The sequence below is a fragment of the Gloeomargarita sp. SRBZ-1_bins_9 genome (assembly GCA_039794565.1).
Taxonomy (GTDB): domain Bacteria; phylum Cyanobacteriota; class Cyanobacteriia; order Gloeomargaritales; family Gloeomargaritaceae; genus Gloeomargarita.
This window is the reverse complement of the sequence record JAUQVX010000013.1, coordinates 53,933-70,176: the sequence shown is the minus strand read 5'-3', so window position 1 is coordinate 70,176 and position 16,244 is coordinate 53,933. Positions and strand designations below refer to the sequence as shown.

Here is a 16,244-nt window from a genome sequence, read left to right as displayed (position 1 = left end):
AGCTGAGCTGAAAAGAGGGGCCACGCCAGCTACCCCAGCGCCAGAGCCAATAGCCGTCAGCCAACCAGAGCCAGCGACTTCCAGCCGCACCAATGGACGGGTGGTGGCCTCGCCCCGGGCCAGGAAACTAGCCCAGGAACACCAAATCGATCTGCGACAAATCCAGGGCACTGGTCCCTATGGACGCATCACGGCGGAGGATGTGCTGAAGGTGGTTTCGCCCCGGCCTAGCGTACCGGTGACACCCCCGGCCATGCCTGCTCCCCAACCGGTCACTCCCCCAGCTCAGCCCGTGTTCGAAGGCGGCACCTTGACCCCCCTCAATACCCTGCAACAGGCGGTGGTACGCAATATGGTGGCCAGTCTATCGGTGCCGGTGTTCCGGGTGACCTATGCCATCACCACCGACGCCCTCGACGCCCTGTATCGGCAAATCAAGGGCAAAGGGGTGACCATGACGGCTCTGCTGGCCAAGGCGGTCGCCCTGACCCTGGTCAAGCATCCCCTGCTCAACAGTCGCTATACGGAACAGGGGATTCACCAGCCGGCGGGTATCCACGTGGCGGTGGCCGTAGCCATGGAAGACGGCGGCTTGATTACCCCGGTGCTGGCCAACCCCCACCAGCAGGACATCTACAGCCTGTCCCGTACCTGGCAGGACCTGGTGCAACGGGCGCGGGCCAAACAACTCCAACCCCAGGAGTACACCAGCGGCACCTTTACCCTGTCGAACCTGGGCATGTTTGGTGTAGAGCAGTTCGATGCAATTTTACCCCCGAATCAGGGAGCAATTTTGGCCGTCGGTGCTGCCCAGCCGGAGGTAGTGGCCTGGGATGAGGGCTGTATCGCGGTGCGGCGGCGCATGCGGGTGACCATTACTTGTGACCACCGGGTCATCTACGGGGCGCACGCGGCGGCGTTCCTTCAGGACCTAGCCAAGCTGATCGAAACTGATACTCAATCGCTGGTCCTGTAACCCTGGGCTTGCTGGACGATCAATTTCTGTACCGCCCCAATCACCGGATTCACTTCCCACAAGCGCCGCCGGGGGTCCCGTAAGTAGGCCTGCTGTTCCTGCTCCATCATCACCATATCCTCCCGCAGGAGGCCCCGTAAAAAGCCGCGGGCTGCGTTAAAACAACTATTTTTGACCCAGCGGCGAAACCACACCGGTAACCGGTGCAAATTCCGGAAAGCCCCTAGGGAAACCGTATGCACCAAATAGGCCCGAGTTTCTGTCGTGCTCACCGGCGCTATCAAACAATACAGGTGAAAATCCTGGCCGAGCCAAGCGTGCCAATGGGGATATTCATAGCGCACGATTAGGGGGGTCAAAAAGGGACGGCGCAAGGGCGGAATAAATAACTGGATGACCGACCAGGGACGATTGACCCGAAAATAACATTCGGCCTGGTATTCCGCTTCGACCCAACCCGGCCCGTTATGTTTTTTGCGCAAAATAGCATGGCCCCAGGGTTGAAAGTGACGGTGTAAATGGCCGTGGTACATGTCCATCAGGTTTTCCACCAGGAAGGAAAAATGGCCCCGGAAATGGAACGGTGCTACGCTCACCACGTAGTTGAGATGTTCCCATTCCCCTAGGTCTGGTATGGACACCCGCTGGGCCTGGGTTGGGTCACCGGGGAAAACCCAAATAAATCCATGTCTCTCCTGAACGGGATAACTGCGAATGCGACAGGGAGGTAATTTCTGATGATCCTGTAGATAAGGAATCTCCACACAGTGGCCCTGGCGATCAAATTTCCAACCGTGATAAACACAAACAATATCATCCCCTTGCACATAGCCGCTACTGAGTTGCACACCCCGGTGCGGGCAGCGATTTTCTAAAGCACAAACTTCCCCCTTCTGATTACGAAACAACACTATGTTTTGGTACCAAAGTTGTACGGTCAAGGGGTTTTTCTTCAGTTCACTACTGAGGGCAACCGCGTACCAATGATGAAGACCGATTGCTGCCGTTCTAACAACCTCCGGCCGAGGTACAGCCGCCGATGGATTCATTGGATGGTCATCGCACTCCTCAATGCCCCTAGGATAACACTTAAGGCCGTATTTTATGCAGGGAAAGGATGGGGTGATTTAACCTGAGCGGGCCAAAGGGGGGAACGGTGGGTGTCGCTGCAGAATTTGCCCAGCTTGTTGCGCCAGATCGGCTAAAGAACAGGGTTCGACGGCCAACTGGGGAGTCAAACGGATGGGCACCAGGGGATTGGCTAGTAACAATTCCTGCTGCAAAGGGGTTCCCAAAACCTCAACCACCCCGAGGAGGACCCGCTGGTACAAATGGGTGGGGATGGCCAGATCAAAACAGAAAGGGACAAGACCAGGTCCAGGGGTTGATAAGGGCTGTTGCACCTGCATCACCAACGCCCCTTGCAAGGGGTCCTGAAGCCGAAAGGATAGGGCCTGGCCCCGGGTGACCCATCCCCGCAGTTGCAGCGTCTGATGCCAGGGAAATTGACAGCGGTAGCGCCAGTGTAACGCCAGGATGTGGGGACTGGCGGGTTTCGCCGTCACTTGCCAACTTAGGCCATCCCCCCAAGACTCCCAGGTGCGACTGGGTTTTTCCCCCGTCCAACAGCGCAGCCGGTAAACGCCCGCTTCCCAATAGGTCCAGGGGAGCAACAGGGCCAAGCCCCGTCGGTTGACCATCACCCGTCGTCGCCGCCACTGTTGACGTCCTCTCGCCGTCGGCCAAAACCACTCCACGGTGACCGCCCTTAGCCCCTGGGTCCGTCCCCACAAACGATAAACTCCCGGCTGCAAGGACCGCCCACTCTTTAACCAACAATCCTGCCGAGGCGCGTCCTGCCGTTGCAACAGAAATTGCCAGGTCATTAGGTCACCGGCGCCGGTCGGTCCGGGTTAATCAAACGCAGCAGCTTTTGCTTGATCTGGGTGTCGTACACCTCCCACTTCAAATTGGCGTAATTGGGATTGTCGTTTAAGCCGGCCAAGAAGCCCATGGGAATTTCAAAACCACCCGCCTGGGAACGTCCACCCCCAAAAAATCGCCCCTGGGGGTCATGGCCAAAGGCTTCCTTCAAAAATTCGTCCGGGTCCAGGGTCAATTTCGTGGTCCGTAGGGAACCGATCACCAACTCCCGTTCCCGGTCCTTGTCATAGACAATCCCATAGACGACCGCCGTATGGACATTGTCCTCCGTGACTAGAAAATCCGCCGCTTGGGGAATCGCATCCCGGGCGTCATAGCGCAGGTAACCCACCCCCGACAGGGAAAAATTGTTCTGGATCATCCGGTTTTTCAACGCCCGTTCGATCACATCCATCGCCTGCTTACTGCGGTTGACCTGTAGGATGGAGCGCAACAACTGCGGGTCGTGATAGCGGGTGAGGTAGGCCACCGCCAACAAATCCTCCTCCTGGGCCTGGAGTAAGGCCTGCGTATCCGATCGAATCCCATGGATCAGCGCCGTGGCACACTTGACATGCTCGGTCACGTTACGGTCAAGCACCAGCAACTCCCCTTGCAGATACTGGGTGAGAATGGTGGCCGTGGCCTTGATATTGGGACGGATATCCACAAACTCCGCCGTCATTTCTCCCTGGGAATGGTGGTCAATGACCGCAATGACCGGCAACTGCATCTGCTGCACCCAGGGCGTCAACTGACTGGTCGCCCCCTGATTATCAATAAACACACACCCCTGGTAACAACCCCAATCCCGGTCCTTGAGGGTCGTGGGCGACCAATTTTGCACGGGCATCCCCGTCAATTTCACCAGGGCAATGTTCTCCTGGTGGCTGATAATGCCGGTGTACACCAGGTCGCAGCGAATGTCGTACTGTTGGGCAATCAAGGCATAGGCCCAGGCGGAGGACAAGGCATCGGGGTCCGGAAAATCCTGTAAAATCACCAGATGCCGTTCGCCGCTGTGTCTGGTCAAGACCCGGTGAAACTCCTCCAACCGGTGGTCATGGAACTGACGCGCCCGCGTGGGAATGACTAAGCCATTTGAGCCTTGGCCGTTGGCTGGCGGAACCACCAAAATACCTTCACCCGTTTCACCGGTTGGCATAGGCGATGCCTCCATCGGCTGCGCTTCCGTCGTCGGTTGTGGATAGGGAGACTCTGTCGGTTCGGTACCCATAAATTCACCCAGGACAAGTCAACAGGTAGGCACACACTGTGCCATCTCCTCTTGCCCCTGATCCTAGTTTACGCCATCCCTTGGCTGAGTTTCTCCTAGGACTCTCTTTGATTTCTATCCTAACCCAGAATGAACCGCTGGCGACGCCCCTACTCCTGCCGCGCCGACCGCACCGCTGCCCAGAAACAAACAACCGTCGCCGGTGCGCTCAGGACCAGAATCCCCCAGGTCAAAGGCGCCCCCAGTCGCGGTTGCCCGTAGCCCAATTCAAACACACACCCCACGGCGGCAATGGCTGCTACGCAAGCGCCTGCCAAAAACAGGCCACTGACCGGTGTCAAGGGACTCATCGCACCCGCCGTACATCCGCCAGGGAAAACCGGTGTTTGCTCAACTCCCGCGCCAGCGCCAATGGGTTCTCCACCCGGTCCACGAACATCACCCCCTGCAAATGATCCATCTCGTGTAACACCACCCGCGCCAGCAAATCCCGGAATTCCCGCCGGTGCAATTTCCCCCACTCATCCTTATAGCTGACGGTTACCTGGGCCGGCCGTTTCACCGGTAAAAAGACCCCCGGAATACTCAAACAACCCTCTTCACCCGTCACCAGCTCGACGCTCTGGGCCTCGATTACAGGATTCACCAAGACCAAGGGCGGAGTAGCAGCATTGTCCGGTTCTGTGTCCACCACAATCACCTGCTTGAGGATCCCCACCTGGGGCGCAGCCAAACCGATACCCTCCCGGCTGTACATGGTTTGCAACATCTGCACTGCCAGGTCCCGCAGTTCCTGGTTCACCTGGGTTACCCGCTTGGCGTTCTGCCGCAACACCTTACTACCTAGTAATTCCACCTGCAAAGGCGGCTTCGCCAATTTAGTTTTTTCGACCGGCAGGGTCGTGACTGTCATAGGGGTTCACTCATCGGCCATTTGCTGTTTCCTACTGTAGCATGGGGTTAGATCGTCTCGCCCAACCGACGCCGACGACCACCGGAAACATGCTGCTCAATCACTGTCCTAACAGCTACATCAAGACTCCGGCGATGCGGTGAACCAATGGCCATGTCATTGTTGCTGGTTGAGGATGACCTGGATTTAGCGGAACCCTTGACGGCTCTGCTGGAGCAACAGGGTTACCGGGTGGTCCTGGTACGGGACGGTGAAACCGCCTATGGGCTGGCGAAACAGCATTACTACGATCTGCTGATTCTGGACTGGATGTTGCCCCGGTTAGACGGGCTGAGTCTATGCCAGCGGCTCCGGCGCGAAGGGATCACCACACCAGTGCTGTTCCTGACGGCCCGCGACGGGGTGACCGACCGGGTACAGGGGCTGGATGCGGGCGCCGATGACTACCTGGTGAAACCCTTTGCCTTTGCCGAATTGGCTGCGCGGGTGCGGGCTTTGTTGCGCCGACCAACCCCTGTGGCTCCGGCAACGCGCTTGACGGTGGGGGACCTGGTGCTGTTGCCGGATCAACGGTTGGCCTACCGGGGAGAACGGGCCATTGTCCTGTCGGAAAAGGAGACCCAACTGTTGGCCCTGTTGATGCAACAGCCGGGGCAAGTCCTGTCCCATAACCAGTTGCTGGCCTGGTTGTGGCCGGGGGAACAGCCGGACCGGAATCTCCTGGCCGCCCACATCCGGTTGCTGCGCCGCAAGTTGGAGGCCCCCGGGGAGTCCCCCCTGATCCAGACAGTATACGGGCGCGGGTATGGTTTAGTGGTGGCGGGAACCGACCGGGCTATGATAGGTCATGAAGAACGGTGAGGTGAACAGAATGCGTCTCAAGCAGTGGGGGTGGGGATTGGCTGTGCCCCTGGTGGTGGGGACTATGGCAGCGCCGGCCCAGGCGGCTCAAACCGTCAATTTTTGGTTCAACATCTTTGAGGTAGCCCGGATTTCGGTGCCGGATTTACGGCGGTTTGTGGATAAAAACGAGCTTTCACCGGATTTGCAGCGCACGTTGCGGCTACTGCCGGAAAGGGAACGGCAAGCCTTTGAGCAGGTGTTGCGGTTTAAAATCCCCCTGGAACCCCGGCGCGTCATTCGCCTGGTGGACTCTCCCCCAGTGGAACAGCTATTGATGCAAATTCCTCCCCTGTTTTTGCCCAATCAGGCCCCGTCGGTGATGCCCGGTCTGAAGGGGGCGATTATCTTGGCATCTATTCCCCGGGAGCAGGGGGGCTTTCGGGATCGGGACGGGTTTGGGCTGGTGAATGTGCTGGAGGCCTACCCGGCTCGGGAAATCAACCTGGATATTCCGGCCCTCTTGCGCTTTGGTCAGCAGGGGTTCGACCTACAACGGTTACTCGGGGGCGGGTTACTCCCCACGCCACGCTAGATGATTGTTTTGGTCACGGGGGCCACGGGATTTATTGGCGCTCGCCTGGTCCAGCGGTTGTTGGCCGAGGGGGAAACGGTGCGGGTGCTGACCCGTTCACCGGATCGGGCGCAGGCGTTGTTCCCCCAGGCCCAAGTCTTTCCCTGGACAGAGGTCGCCACCGCTGTACAGGGGTGTGACGGGGTGGTGAATCTGGCGGGGGAACCCATCATCGGACGATGGACGCCGACCCGCAAACAGGCCATCCGGGACAGTCGGGTGGGGGGAACCCAACGGCTGGTGGCAGCAATTGCCCAAGCCCCCCGGCGCCCGTCGGTGCTCATCAACGCCTCCGCCATTGGTTACTATGGCACCAGCGAAACGGCTACGTTTACGGAAACCAGTCCACCGGGGGACGACTTTTTGGCCCAGGTGTGTCAAGCCTGGGAGCAGGCCGCCCTGCCGGTGCAGGATTTGGGAGTGCGGTTGGTCATTTTTCGCATCGGCATTGTGCTGGGGTTAGGCGGTGCAATTCGCCGCATTCTGCCGCCATTTCGGGCGTTTTTAGGGGGGCCAATTGGTTCTGGACGCCAATGGTTTGCCTGGATTCATCAAGACGACATGGTGAATCTGATTGGCACGGCGCTGCAAGACGAACGGTGGTCCGGTGTTTACAACGCCACGGCGCCTGAACCGGTCCGTATGGCGGAATTTTGCCAAACCCTAGGACAAGTCCTGCAACGCCCGTCCTGGTTACCGGTGCCGGCTGTGGTTTTGGAGTTATTGCTGGGGGATGCAGCCCAGGTCATCTTAACTGGCCAGCGGGTGTTGCCGGAGCGGGTGCAGGCCATGGGTTTTACTTACCAATACCCCACCCTAGAGCCAGCCCTGCGAGACATCCTGGGGTCCGGCACCTAACCTAAACCCAACATAACGATTCATTACAGTCCTTTGGGGATGCGCTGCAAAGACCCGGCCACCTTGCTAGGTTAGAGCCAGAGAGGGCAGGGAGAGCAACCGGATGAAACGTTGGGCCGATGCGTGGATTGACCGCTGGTGTCGGGAACACGGCTGGAGTGAATGGATGGCCGTTGAGGGCACCTATTGGGCCTTTCCTCCGCAGGCCGTGATGCCAGTTCCCATCCCTGAAGAGGTCCTCCAGCAACTGAAGGCCACGTACGGCCTATCCCCCCAAGAACGTTGGGCCTTGGGTTTGACCAGCGTGCTCAGTTTCGCAGCATTAATCGGTAGTTGGTGGAGTCACTGCCCCTTACCCCTAGTGGGCGTCTTTATCGGCGGTGCACTGCTAACGGCTGCCCTGGATGATTAACTTGAGGCCGGCGTCAATAACACATACAGATAACGCTGCAAAAATAACAACAGCTCCCGCAGCATAGTGCTGGCTCTCGCTTCCGTGGTTGGTTCCATCGTTAGTAAATCCCGGGGATACAGTTGCAACCATCTTTGTAGCAAACGGGAAAAAGGTTGTGGTCCTTCAAACAATGGCCACAGCGCTCCCAAAGCAATCGCATCCACCTGGACTTCTTCAACTTGGAATATCCCCTGCGCCGGTACCTTCAAATAATCCGAAATCACCAGGGGTAAACCATTTTGAAGGTTGGACTGCCAGGCCGCCTTGACCCGCTCATGACGCAGTTGGGGATGCAGAGAAACCAGCGCCTGATCCGGCACAGGCTCAGGGCTTTGCTCGTAGGGATGTCCACACCAGATATCCAGCAGACGTTCACCGCAGTGGATCAAATTCACCAGGTGCAAAACCTCCGCAGGACTAGCACCATCAATGGCCAGGGATATGGCCGTGGGTAAATTCTGGGGGTCCTTGAACAGGGATGGCAGTCGCCACTTGGGCCAGCGCACCATTTCGATAAACACCAGCCCCGCTGCCTCCAGAAAAGAGAAGAGTTGGGGGATGGTATAACCCTTATCTCCTTGGAGTAAGTAGTTCATAAGAATAAACTCTGTGCCTTTTTCGCTTAACTTTTCATTAGATATGGATTTACTTCCCAATATCTGGCGGTTCCAGGTAGCTTTCTTGAGGTAGGTTTGGTCAGAAAGCTGATCCAGGATTTCATAGGCTGTTTGCACTTCCAACTCCTCAGGATTGTTTTCCATCAATCCCAGCAACCCAAAAAGCTCCTGGGCCTGAAAAAAGAAGCGTCGTTGGTAGAGGTTGTGGACATTCACCCGCAGAATCCCCTGGGGTTTGAGCACGTTTTTCAGGGCTGTCAAAATGGGAACCGGGTCCGGCACTAATGTCAATACCTCATCACAGTTGATGTAATCAAAAGTGAGCCCCAGTTCACCTACATCCTCAATCCTGAGAACGTGAAACTCACAGTTGGTAATCTGATGGAATTCCAGTCGTTTGCGGGCCAGTTCCACCGACTGTTCCGATAAATCAATGCCAACAACTCTTGCTTCTGGATTGGCCAGGGCCAGCGCCAACGCCTTGTAACCCGAACCGCAACCGGCATCTAAAATCGTGACATTCTGAGGTGGTAGTTGGTGATAGCGTAGGTAGTAGGGTGTGGTGAAGTCGTGTATGAATAGGGTATCCAGGTCATCCTTGGGGGATTTATCGATAGGAATACGGGGATAAGGTCCGTAATCAAATTGCCGCCGTATTTTTTCCAAAATCTCATCCATGTTCTGCCCGGACCACCCACTTGCCCATCTACTCTACCTAGAATATCAGAAAGAAGATAGGCTTGATCCCTAAATTGAACTTAAAAAAATCGGAAATTTTCTGCCTCCCGGCTTGACAGGAGATCAACGCTGGGTTATTCATGGAAGCGTGGGTTCACTAGGGGGGGGGAAACGGGGATGTGGCGCTGGAGCCGACGATGCCGGATAGGGGCTTTGTTGGTGAGCTTACTCCTGTGGATATGGGGGTGTAATGGGGGTGGTTCGACTAAGCCGGCTAGGATTGTCATTGATGGTTCCAGTACTGTTTATCCTATTAGCAAGGCGGTGGCCGAGGCCTTTCGGCAAACCAAACCACCATCTTTAGAATTAACAGTCCAATTTTCGGGTACCACGGGCGGATTTCGCCAGTTCTGCGAGGGCAAAATAGATATAGCTAATGCTTCCCGTCCTATCAATCGCACGGAAATGAATTTATGTAATCGCAACAATGTGCGGTATATCGAACTGCCTATCGCCTTTGATGCCCTGACCGTGGTGGTCAACCGACAAAATGATTGGGTGGATTACTTAACGGTACAGGAGTTGCGAACAATTTGGGAGCCGGCGGCGGAGGGGAAAATGAAGCGCTGGAGCCAGGTACGGGCTACCTTCCCTGACCGGCCTTTGCATCTCTTTAGCCCAGGGGTTGATTCGGGTACGTTTGATTATTTCGCCGAAGCCATTGTCGGCCAGGTGGATGCCATCCGCAAGGATGTGGTGTTCAGCGAAGATGACAACATTCTGGTTCAGGCCATTGTCCGGGACCCTAACGCCCTGGGTTATTTTGGGTTGGCCTACTACGAAAAAAATAAGGACAAGATGAAGGCGGTGCCCATTGACAACGGCAAAGGACCGGTGGCCCCAACTCGAGAAAATGTGTTGCTTTATCGCTACCGTCCCTTAACGCGCCCCCTGTTTATTTATGTCAACGCCGCCAAAGCCCAAGAAAAGCAAGTGCTCAAGGACTTTGTGGATTTTTACCTGAAAAATGCCCCCAAAATCGTCCCCCAAGTGGGCTATATTCCCCTGACGGAGGAACATTACCATTTGGCGTCGGTGACGTTTTACCGCCAGGAAGTGGGTACGGTATTTGCCGGACAGGCGGATTTTGACCTCACCCTGGAGGAGTTACTGCGTAAGCAGGCGAGTTTTCAGTAAGGCGTTCTCGCCAGATGGCATCGGCAACTTGGGTGACTTGTTTCATGGCCGCTACGTCGTGTACCCGCACAATGTCGGCCCCGTGGGCAATGGCGGCACAACAGGCGGCGGCGGTTCCCCATACCCGCTGTTTGGGGTCGGGTTGGTTGAGGATATGCCCAATAAAACTTTTGCGGGAAGGACCGACCAAAATGGGGCAATTGAGGGTTTTGAATTGGTGTAGCTCCCGCAAAATGGTGAGGTTTTGGCTGACATCCTTGGCAAAACCAATGCCGGGGTCAATCACAATTTGTTGGATGCCCAGTTGCCGGGCTTGATCAACTTGCCGTCCTAAAAAATCGCGAATTTCTCCGATCAGGTCGTCGTAGTGGGTCAGGCTTTGCATGGTTTTGGGGGTGCCCCGCCGATGCATCAGTACTACTGTTGCGCCTGCCTGGGCGGCTACCGCTAAAAGGTCGGGGTCGTCGGTGCCGCCGGATACGTCGTTGACCCAGGTGGCCCCTGCAGCTAGGGCTTGGGCGGCAACCTCTGCCCGGGTGGTATCCACAGAAAGGGGAACGGTAACGGTCTGGGCAAGAGCGGTAATGACGGGGATCACGCGCCGCAATTCCTCCTCCAGGGGGATGATCTCCGCACCGGGTCGGGTGGATTGGCCGCCAATATCCAAAATATCGGCTCCTTCCGCCACCAGTCTCTGCCCGTGGGCGATGGCCAATTCCGGCGCAAAGTAATCGCCACCGTCACTGAAACTGTCGGGGGTGACGTTGACAATGCCCATGAGATAGGTGCGTTGGCCCCAGATGAACGACATCAGGCGGGACGACGTAGGGCTTGGACCAGCAATTTGGCCAGAATGCTCAGTTGCGCCGGGTCAAAGTGGTCAATTAACAGTCTGGCCGCCTCCCGGGGTTCCAGGGGAATCGTGATCTGTTGGGGTGCGGCAGGGGGAGCTGCCTCAACACCGGCAAGGCGGCAGAGCAACGCACTAGGAGCCACTTGCTGACTTTTCCCTTGTTGAATCAGTTCGCTGGCCTGTTTGAGTTCGTTGATGACTACACTGGCAATTTTGGTTAAGGGTACACGGGGGTTGGTCACGGCCTTCTGAGCAGTTTGGATGAGGGTTTGCCAGGTGGGAATTGCTGGCGCCAGCGCCCCTAACCGACCGCATAGTGCCGCAACCTGTTGCGCCCCGTCTGGACCACCCCCCTGTTTAACCAGTTCCAATATCTGCCGCAGGATGGCCAACACTTGCTTGGAAAAGTTGGCCGGAACCGTGGGTTGCCCCTCAACAGGCACCCCGGTTAGACGCTGTTGTAGCAGGCCAAAAATGGGTTCAGCTTTTTGCAGGGCTAGTTGCCCCATTTCCTCAGAGAAATCCCCCCGTTCCAGATGTTGAATTAACTCTTCCAACGTTTCAAAACCCTGTAAAAATAAATCCTCCACCTCGTGGTCCACTTGGGTTTCCGGATGCTCCTTGACAATTTTCAGGCAGTCCTCCAGCCGGTGGGCCGTGCGGCGAATGCTGTCGTAACCTAACATGGCCGCTCCCCCTTTGATGGAATGGGCGGCACGGAACATTTCGTTGACCATTTCACTGTTGCGGGAGTGGGTCTGGAGATTCATTAATCCCTGCTCCAGGGTCTGCAAATGTTCCTTGGCCTCTTCAATGAAGTACATTAAGATTTTGCGCTGCTGTTCCGGTAGCATGACCACTCTCCCTTCGACGGCGTGGAGGCACGGGGCTATGGCATCAGTGTACCGTTATTTTCCCGCAAAGGGGTACTGGGGAGACAATATTTCATTCCGAGGTATCGGTCAAGGCCTCGGTCTCCCGTAGGTGGGTCAATAGACTCTCAAGGCTGCGGCGATAGATGTAGGGCCACCCCCCATGGGCCTCCATATCCAGCAATAGGTTGTACAAATCCCGGCGGGTTTGGGGCAGCGCCTCATTAAATGGCCCCGTTTCGATTTCCCGGTGCAGGGCTTCCAACAAGCGCAACAGGGCCAACAAAGCGGTAACATTACCCTCCCGCGCCCGGGCCGCCGCCCGTACCAGGTCCTGAATCTCCTGCAGTTGCGGGTCTTCTACGACCAAACCCGTAGCACCGTGGGAATGGCCGTTACCGCCGCACACTGGCGAATCTCCTCCAGTGCTAACCAAAAATCCCCCTCCCGCACCTGGTGCGTAACGACGACAATCTCGGCCAACTCTTCCCGGCGACCGATTTGCACCACCGACTCCAGGCTCACCCCATGGCGGCCAAAACTCGTCCCTAGCTGGCCAATCACCCCGGGTCGGTCCTGGGCCAAAACACGGGTGTAGAAACGGGTGTGCACCTCATCCATGGGTAAACGTCGGGTCGGCACCGTGCCGGTGGTCCCCAACAAGGGATGATACCCGGAATTGGCCCGCAGGGTAGCTGCCACATTCACGATATCCCCCACCACAGCACTGGCGGTTGGCCCGGCCCCGGCCCCTGGCCCCTGGAGCATCACCTCCCCTACCGGCTCCCCCCCCAAAACGATCGCGTTTTGCACCCCCTGAACCGCCGCCAGCGGATGACTGCGATGGATCAAGGTGGGGTGGACACGAATGTCCAAAAATTCCCCCTGCCGCTGGGCCAGGGCCAGTAACTTCACCCGAAAACCCAACCGTTCGGCGTACTGCAAATCCACGGGTTCGATGCCGCCGATGCCCTCGCAGTAAACCTCCTCCCGCACCACCTGCACCCCAAACGCCAAGGTCGCCAGGATGGCAATTTTGTCCGCCGCGTCTTCCCCATCCACATCAGCCCGGGGGTCCGCTTCGGCGTAGCCTAGGGATTGGGCTGTGGCCAGGGCCGTGGCAAAATCCATCCCCCCTTCCTCCATCTGGGTGAGGATGAAATTGGTGGTGCCGTTGACAATGCCCAAAACCCGCGTCAATCGGTTGGCCCCCAGGGCCTGCTTCAAAGGATGAATGATGGGAATCCCCCCGCCAACGGCCCCCTCCATCAGCACATACACCCCTTTTTCCTGGGCCGCCTGCCACAGTTCTGACCCATAGCGCGCCAGGACCGCCTTGTTGGCTGTGACCACGTGCTTGCCCTGCTGAATGGCCTGTAGGATTAAACTGCGCGCCGGCTCTAGGCCCCCCATCACCTCCACCACAATGTGGATGTCCGGGTCCTGCACCAGACCCACCAAATCCGTGGTGAGTAAGCCCGCCGGTAAATGCAATGCCCGGGGCTTGTGCAGGGAACGCACCCCCACCCGCCGCAACACCAGGTCGGCCAAAAGGGGATGACGGCCCTGCGGGTCCAGCAAAATTTCGGCCACGCCTGCCCCTACCGTTCCCAGCCCCAGCAAACCCACGTGGATTTTTTCCATGTCACCCCTGCGACCCTTTCTCCAGGATAGAGCCTGATGCCTGCGCTAAGTAACGGTCCAGCCAAGCCACCGCCGCCTGGTACTGGGGGTCTTGCTCCAGGCTGGTCATGCCATCGGGGGGTGCGGGTACCACCTGGTCGGGCACAATGCCTCGCCGGTGAATGTTGTGGTGGGCCGGGGTCTCGTAACGGGCGACCGAGACGGCCAGGCCATCGCCGTTGCTCAGGGGAAAAATGGACTGGATCAAGCCCTTGCCAAAGGTGGTCTCCCCCACCAGGTAGGCCCGGTGATGGTCCTGTAACGCTCCCGCCAGGATCTCACTGGCGCTGGCCGTGCCGTGGTTAATCAGCACCACCAGGGGTTTATTCGTCAAGGCCTGGCCACTGGCGGAGAATTCGGTTGCGCCCCCCTCGCGGCCTACGGTATAGACCACCGGCCCCTCGTTGAGCCACTCCTGGGCAATGTCCAACCCGGCTTGGAAAAGGCCCCCCGGATTGTTGCGCAAATCCAGAATATAACCCCGCACCCCCTGGGCTTCCAACTCGCGGATCGCCCGCGCCATCTCCGCCGCCGAACTGGCGCTGAATTGACTGAGCTGGATGTAACCAATCCCGCCGGGGCGTACCTCCCAGGCCACCGACGGTAAGGTCACCCGCTGCCGCGCCAGGGTCACCGTCCACCGCCGGTCACCCCGTTCCAGGGTCAAGGTTACTGTTGTACCGGGGGATCCGCGTAGGCGGCTGGCGGCGGCTTCCATGTCCATTCCCTGGGTAGGTTCCCCGTCAATGGCCACAATCCGGTCGTGACTTTGAATCCCGGCCTGGGCCGCGGGGGAACCGGGAATGGGCGCTACCACCAGGGGAACCTGTCGCTCTGTATCCAGAACGATTTGTAGGCCCACCCCCGTCAGTTCCCCGGCAGTGGTGGTCTGGAGGGTACGGTACTGCTGACGGGGCAACAGGCGGGTAAAAGGGTCATCCAGTTGGCGTAGCATGTCCTGAATCACCTGGGTGGCCTGGGCCATGGTTTCCAACGGTTGCTGTAGGGCTGCCTGCCGCACTTGTTGCCAATTGTGACCATTGAAGGTGGGGTCCACGTAGGCGCGGTTGATAATGTGCCACACCTCCACTACCAACCGCTGGGCATCTGTTAAGGCCACAGCAGGCGCCATCCCACCAGCCAGCCATAACGCCAATCCCAATAAACAGCCCCAGACCAGGTGCATGTGGAATTTCCTAACTAAAATGACCAGCCCAACTGTACTCCCAGGGCCATGTGGATAGCCGCCACCGCCAGGGTCGCACTGCCCACGTAGGCATGCAGGGTACGGGTTACCGGTTGGACTTTCATCGCCAGGGCCAAAAGGGCATTGAGGGTCAAGCCCGCCAGCACTAGGGTACCGGTAACAAAATGGGCGCTGTGGAAAATCTCCTGTCCTTGCATGATCAGGGAGAGCAACCCGCCGCTATAGCCCAGGGCCAGGAACAGGTACAGCCAGGGCACCAACCGGCGATGTTCCTGCCAGGCCCGTTGCGCCACTTGAGGGTCCGTCGCCAGGCGTCCCCGCCACCCGGTTATCGCCGTAAAGCTGCCCATAAACACCAACACAATCCCCATCATCACCGGGTGTCCCCAATGCACCACCACGTCAGGTATGGGTAGACCGTTGAAAAAATCGGCGATGGGCTGTAACCACATCCGCACTTGCGCGTCCATGGGCGATCCTCCTTGCTAGCTTTTACGATAGCGCATTAACCCGGGGTTGCTTCGGAAACAGGTACCTGCACCACCACAGCGGTGATGTTGTCCCGTCCCCCCCGCTGGCAAGCTGCATCAATCAGGGCCCGAACCGTCCACTCAGGCGAACACTGGCGCCGCAGAATGGCCGCAATTTCCCAGTCGAACACCTCTTCGGTCAACCCATCGCTGCACAGCAGATAGCAATCCCCCGGCTCCAGGGTCAGGTCCTGCACCACCACCGGCTGCAAATCCTCCCGCCCGAGGCACTGGGTCAGGAGATGGCGCCAGGGATGGGTCCGGGCCTGGGCCGGCGACAACGCTCCCGCAGCGATCGCCTGGGCCACCCAGGTGTGGTCTTGGGTGAGCTGTTCCAGTTGGTTGTGGCGCCACCGGTAGAGCCGTGAATCCCCCACGTGGCAAAACCAAGCCTGGTGCCCCTGACCGCAACACAACAACACCAGGGTAGTCCCCATATCGGCCAGGGTGGGCTGAGCCGCCTGTTCCGCCAGCAGATGGGCATTGGCCCGTTTCACCGCCTGCTGGATCAGCTCCGGTATAGAAGGCCCCTGTTCCCAGTAAGTGTCTAGGTAGAGGGACAGCAGGGACACAACGATCTGGCTGGCCCGTTCGCCCCCCGCATAGCCGCCCATGCCGTCCGCCACCATGAAGAAACGTCCCTGGGGGTCAAGGTAGTAAGCATCTTCATTGCGCTGGCGCACCAGACCGGGATGGGTCAGGCCACTAAAACACAACGGTAGGTTGGCCATGCCGGCGACAGGCTCCTTAGAACCCGAATAACAGCGACGTT

General features: G+C 58.0%; 19 protein-coding genes. 6 read left to right on the top strand and 13 right to left on the bottom strand.

The window, feature by feature from the left end:
- Positions 1 to 976: dihydrolipoamide acetyltransferase family protein (locus tag Q6L55_10455; protein MEN9259129.1), on the top strand; the 976-nt coding region annotated here is incomplete at its 5' end.
- Here Q6L55_10455 and Q6L55_10450 read toward each other — a convergent pair.
- From Q6L55_10450 to def, 5 genes are all read right to left on the bottom strand, one after another.
- A complete protein-coding gene (locus tag Q6L55_10450; protein MEN9259128.1) occupies positions 958 to 2,025 on the bottom strand; it encodes an aromatic ring-hydroxylating dioxygenase subunit alpha in 1,068 nt (355 codons plus the stop codon). The genes Q6L55_10455 and Q6L55_10450 overlap by 19 nt on opposite strands.
- 78 nt (positions 2,026 to 2,103) lie before the next feature.
- Positions 2,104 to 2,862 carry a hypothetical protein gene (locus Q6L55_10445; GenBank protein ID MEN9259127.1) on the bottom strand — a complete coding sequence of 253 codons (759 nt, stop codon included), beginning with the start codon at positions 2,860 to 2,862 and terminating at the stop codon, positions 2,104 to 2,106.
- Positions 2,862 to 4,136 (bottom strand): bifunctional oligoribonuclease/PAP phosphatase NrnA, encoded by a 1,275-nt coding sequence (locus tag Q6L55_10440; GenBank protein ID MEN9259126.1) that lies wholly within the window; start codon positions 4,134 to 4,136, stop codon positions 2,862 to 2,864. Before Q6L55_10440 ends, Q6L55_10445 begins: the two co-directional genes overlap by 1 nt.
- Positions 4,137 to 4,285: 149 nt before the next feature.
- On the bottom strand, positions 4,286 to 4,486 hold the full coding sequence (locus tag Q6L55_10435) for a hypothetical protein (protein ID MEN9259125.1): 201 nt from the start codon (positions 4,484 to 4,486) through the stop codon (positions 4,286 to 4,288).
- Positions 4,483 to 5,049 (bottom strand): peptide deformylase, encoded by a 567-nt coding sequence (gene def / locus Q6L55_10430; GenBank protein ID MEN9259124.1) that lies wholly within the window; start codon positions 5,047 to 5,049, stop codon positions 4,483 to 4,485. The genes Q6L55_10435 and def overlap by 4 nt, the downstream gene beginning before the upstream one ends.
- Before the next feature lie 153 nt (positions 5,050 to 5,202).
- Here def and Q6L55_10425 point away from each other — a divergent pair, with 153 nt between their 5' ends.
- The 4 genes from Q6L55_10425 to Q6L55_10410 all read left to right on the top strand — a co-directional run bounded on the left by Q6L55_10425 (position 5,203) and on the right by Q6L55_10410 (position 7,793).
- Positions 5,203 to 5,910 (top strand): response regulator transcription factor, encoded by a 708-nt coding sequence (locus Q6L55_10425; GenBank protein MEN9259123.1) that lies wholly within the window; start codon positions 5,203 to 5,205, stop codon positions 5,908 to 5,910.
- Between the two features lie 10 nt (positions 5,911 to 5,920).
- Positions 5,921 to 6,484 carry an alpha/beta hydrolase gene (locus Q6L55_10420; protein MEN9259122.1) on the top strand — a complete coding sequence of 188 codons (564 nt, stop codon included), beginning with the start codon at positions 5,921 to 5,923 and terminating at the stop codon, positions 6,482 to 6,484.
- Entirely contained in the window at positions 6,485 to 7,381 is an 897-nt protein-coding gene (locus tag Q6L55_10415) for a TIGR01777 family oxidoreductase (GenBank protein MEN9259121.1), read from the top strand.
- Positions 7,382 to 7,484: 103 nt separating this feature from the next.
- Positions 7,485 to 7,793 (top strand): hypothetical protein, encoded by a 309-nt coding sequence (locus Q6L55_10410; GenBank protein MEN9259120.1) that lies wholly within the window; start codon positions 7,485 to 7,487, stop codon positions 7,791 to 7,793.
- On the opposite strand, the gene Q6L55_10405 is transcribed toward Q6L55_10410, so the two are convergent.
- Positions 7,790 to 9,130 carry a class I SAM-dependent methyltransferase gene (locus tag Q6L55_10405; protein MEN9259119.1) on the bottom strand — a complete coding sequence of 447 codons (1,341 nt, stop codon included), beginning with the start codon at positions 9,128 to 9,130 and terminating at the stop codon, positions 7,790 to 7,792. The two genes, Q6L55_10410 and Q6L55_10405, sit on opposite strands and share 4 nt — an antisense overlap.
- Before the next feature lie 177 nt (positions 9,131 to 9,307).
- Between Q6L55_10405 and Q6L55_10400 the strand changes: the two genes are divergently transcribed.
- Positions 9,308 to 10,327, top strand: coding sequence for a PstS family phosphate ABC transporter substrate-binding protein (locus tag Q6L55_10400; GenBank protein ID MEN9259118.1), 1,020 nt, complete (start codon positions 9,308 to 9,310; stop codon positions 10,325 to 10,327).
- Here the strand turns inward: Q6L55_10400 and folP are convergent.
- The 7 genes from folP to Q6L55_10365 form a co-directional block, all read right to left on the bottom strand.
- On the bottom strand, positions 10,284 to 11,138 hold the full coding sequence (gene folP, locus Q6L55_10395) for a dihydropteroate synthase (protein MEN9259117.1): 855 nt from the start codon (positions 11,136 to 11,138) through the stop codon (positions 10,284 to 10,286). The genes Q6L55_10400 and folP overlap by 44 nt on opposite strands.
- Positions 11,138 to 12,034 (bottom strand): Hpt domain-containing protein, encoded by an 897-nt coding sequence (locus Q6L55_10390; GenBank protein ID MEN9259116.1) that lies wholly within the window; start codon positions 12,032 to 12,034, stop codon positions 11,138 to 11,140. The genes folP and Q6L55_10390 overlap by 1 nt, the downstream gene beginning before the upstream one ends.
- Positions 12,035 to 12,125: 91 nt before the next feature.
- The gene (locus Q6L55_10385; protein ID MEN9259115.1) at positions 12,126 to 12,422 is read right to left on the bottom strand and encodes a hypothetical protein; all 297 of its coding nucleotides are present in this window, start codon (positions 12,420 to 12,422) and stop codon (positions 12,126 to 12,128) included.
- Positions 12,413 to 13,696, bottom strand: a complete 1,284-nt coding sequence (locus tag Q6L55_10380; GenBank protein MEN9259114.1) for a homoserine dehydrogenase — start codon at positions 13,694 to 13,696, stop codon at positions 12,413 to 12,415. Before Q6L55_10380 ends, Q6L55_10385 begins: the two co-directional genes overlap by 10 nt.
- A gap of 1 nt (position 13,697) precedes the next feature.
- Positions 13,698 to 14,921, bottom strand: coding sequence for a S41 family peptidase (locus tag Q6L55_10375; protein MEN9259113.1), 1,224 nt, complete (start codon positions 14,919 to 14,921; stop codon positions 13,698 to 13,700).
- 14 nt (positions 14,922 to 14,935) lie between these two features.
- The gene (locus Q6L55_10370; GenBank protein MEN9259112.1) at positions 14,936 to 15,412 is read right to left on the bottom strand and encodes a DUF4079 domain-containing protein; all 477 of its coding nucleotides are present in this window, start codon (positions 15,410 to 15,412) and stop codon (positions 14,936 to 14,938) included.
- A gap of 35 nt (positions 15,413 to 15,447) precedes the next feature.
- Entirely contained in the window at positions 15,448 to 16,203 is a 756-nt protein-coding gene (locus Q6L55_10365; protein MEN9259111.1) for a protein phosphatase 2C domain-containing protein, read from the bottom strand.
- Positions 16,204 to 16,244 lie beyond the last annotated feature (41 nt).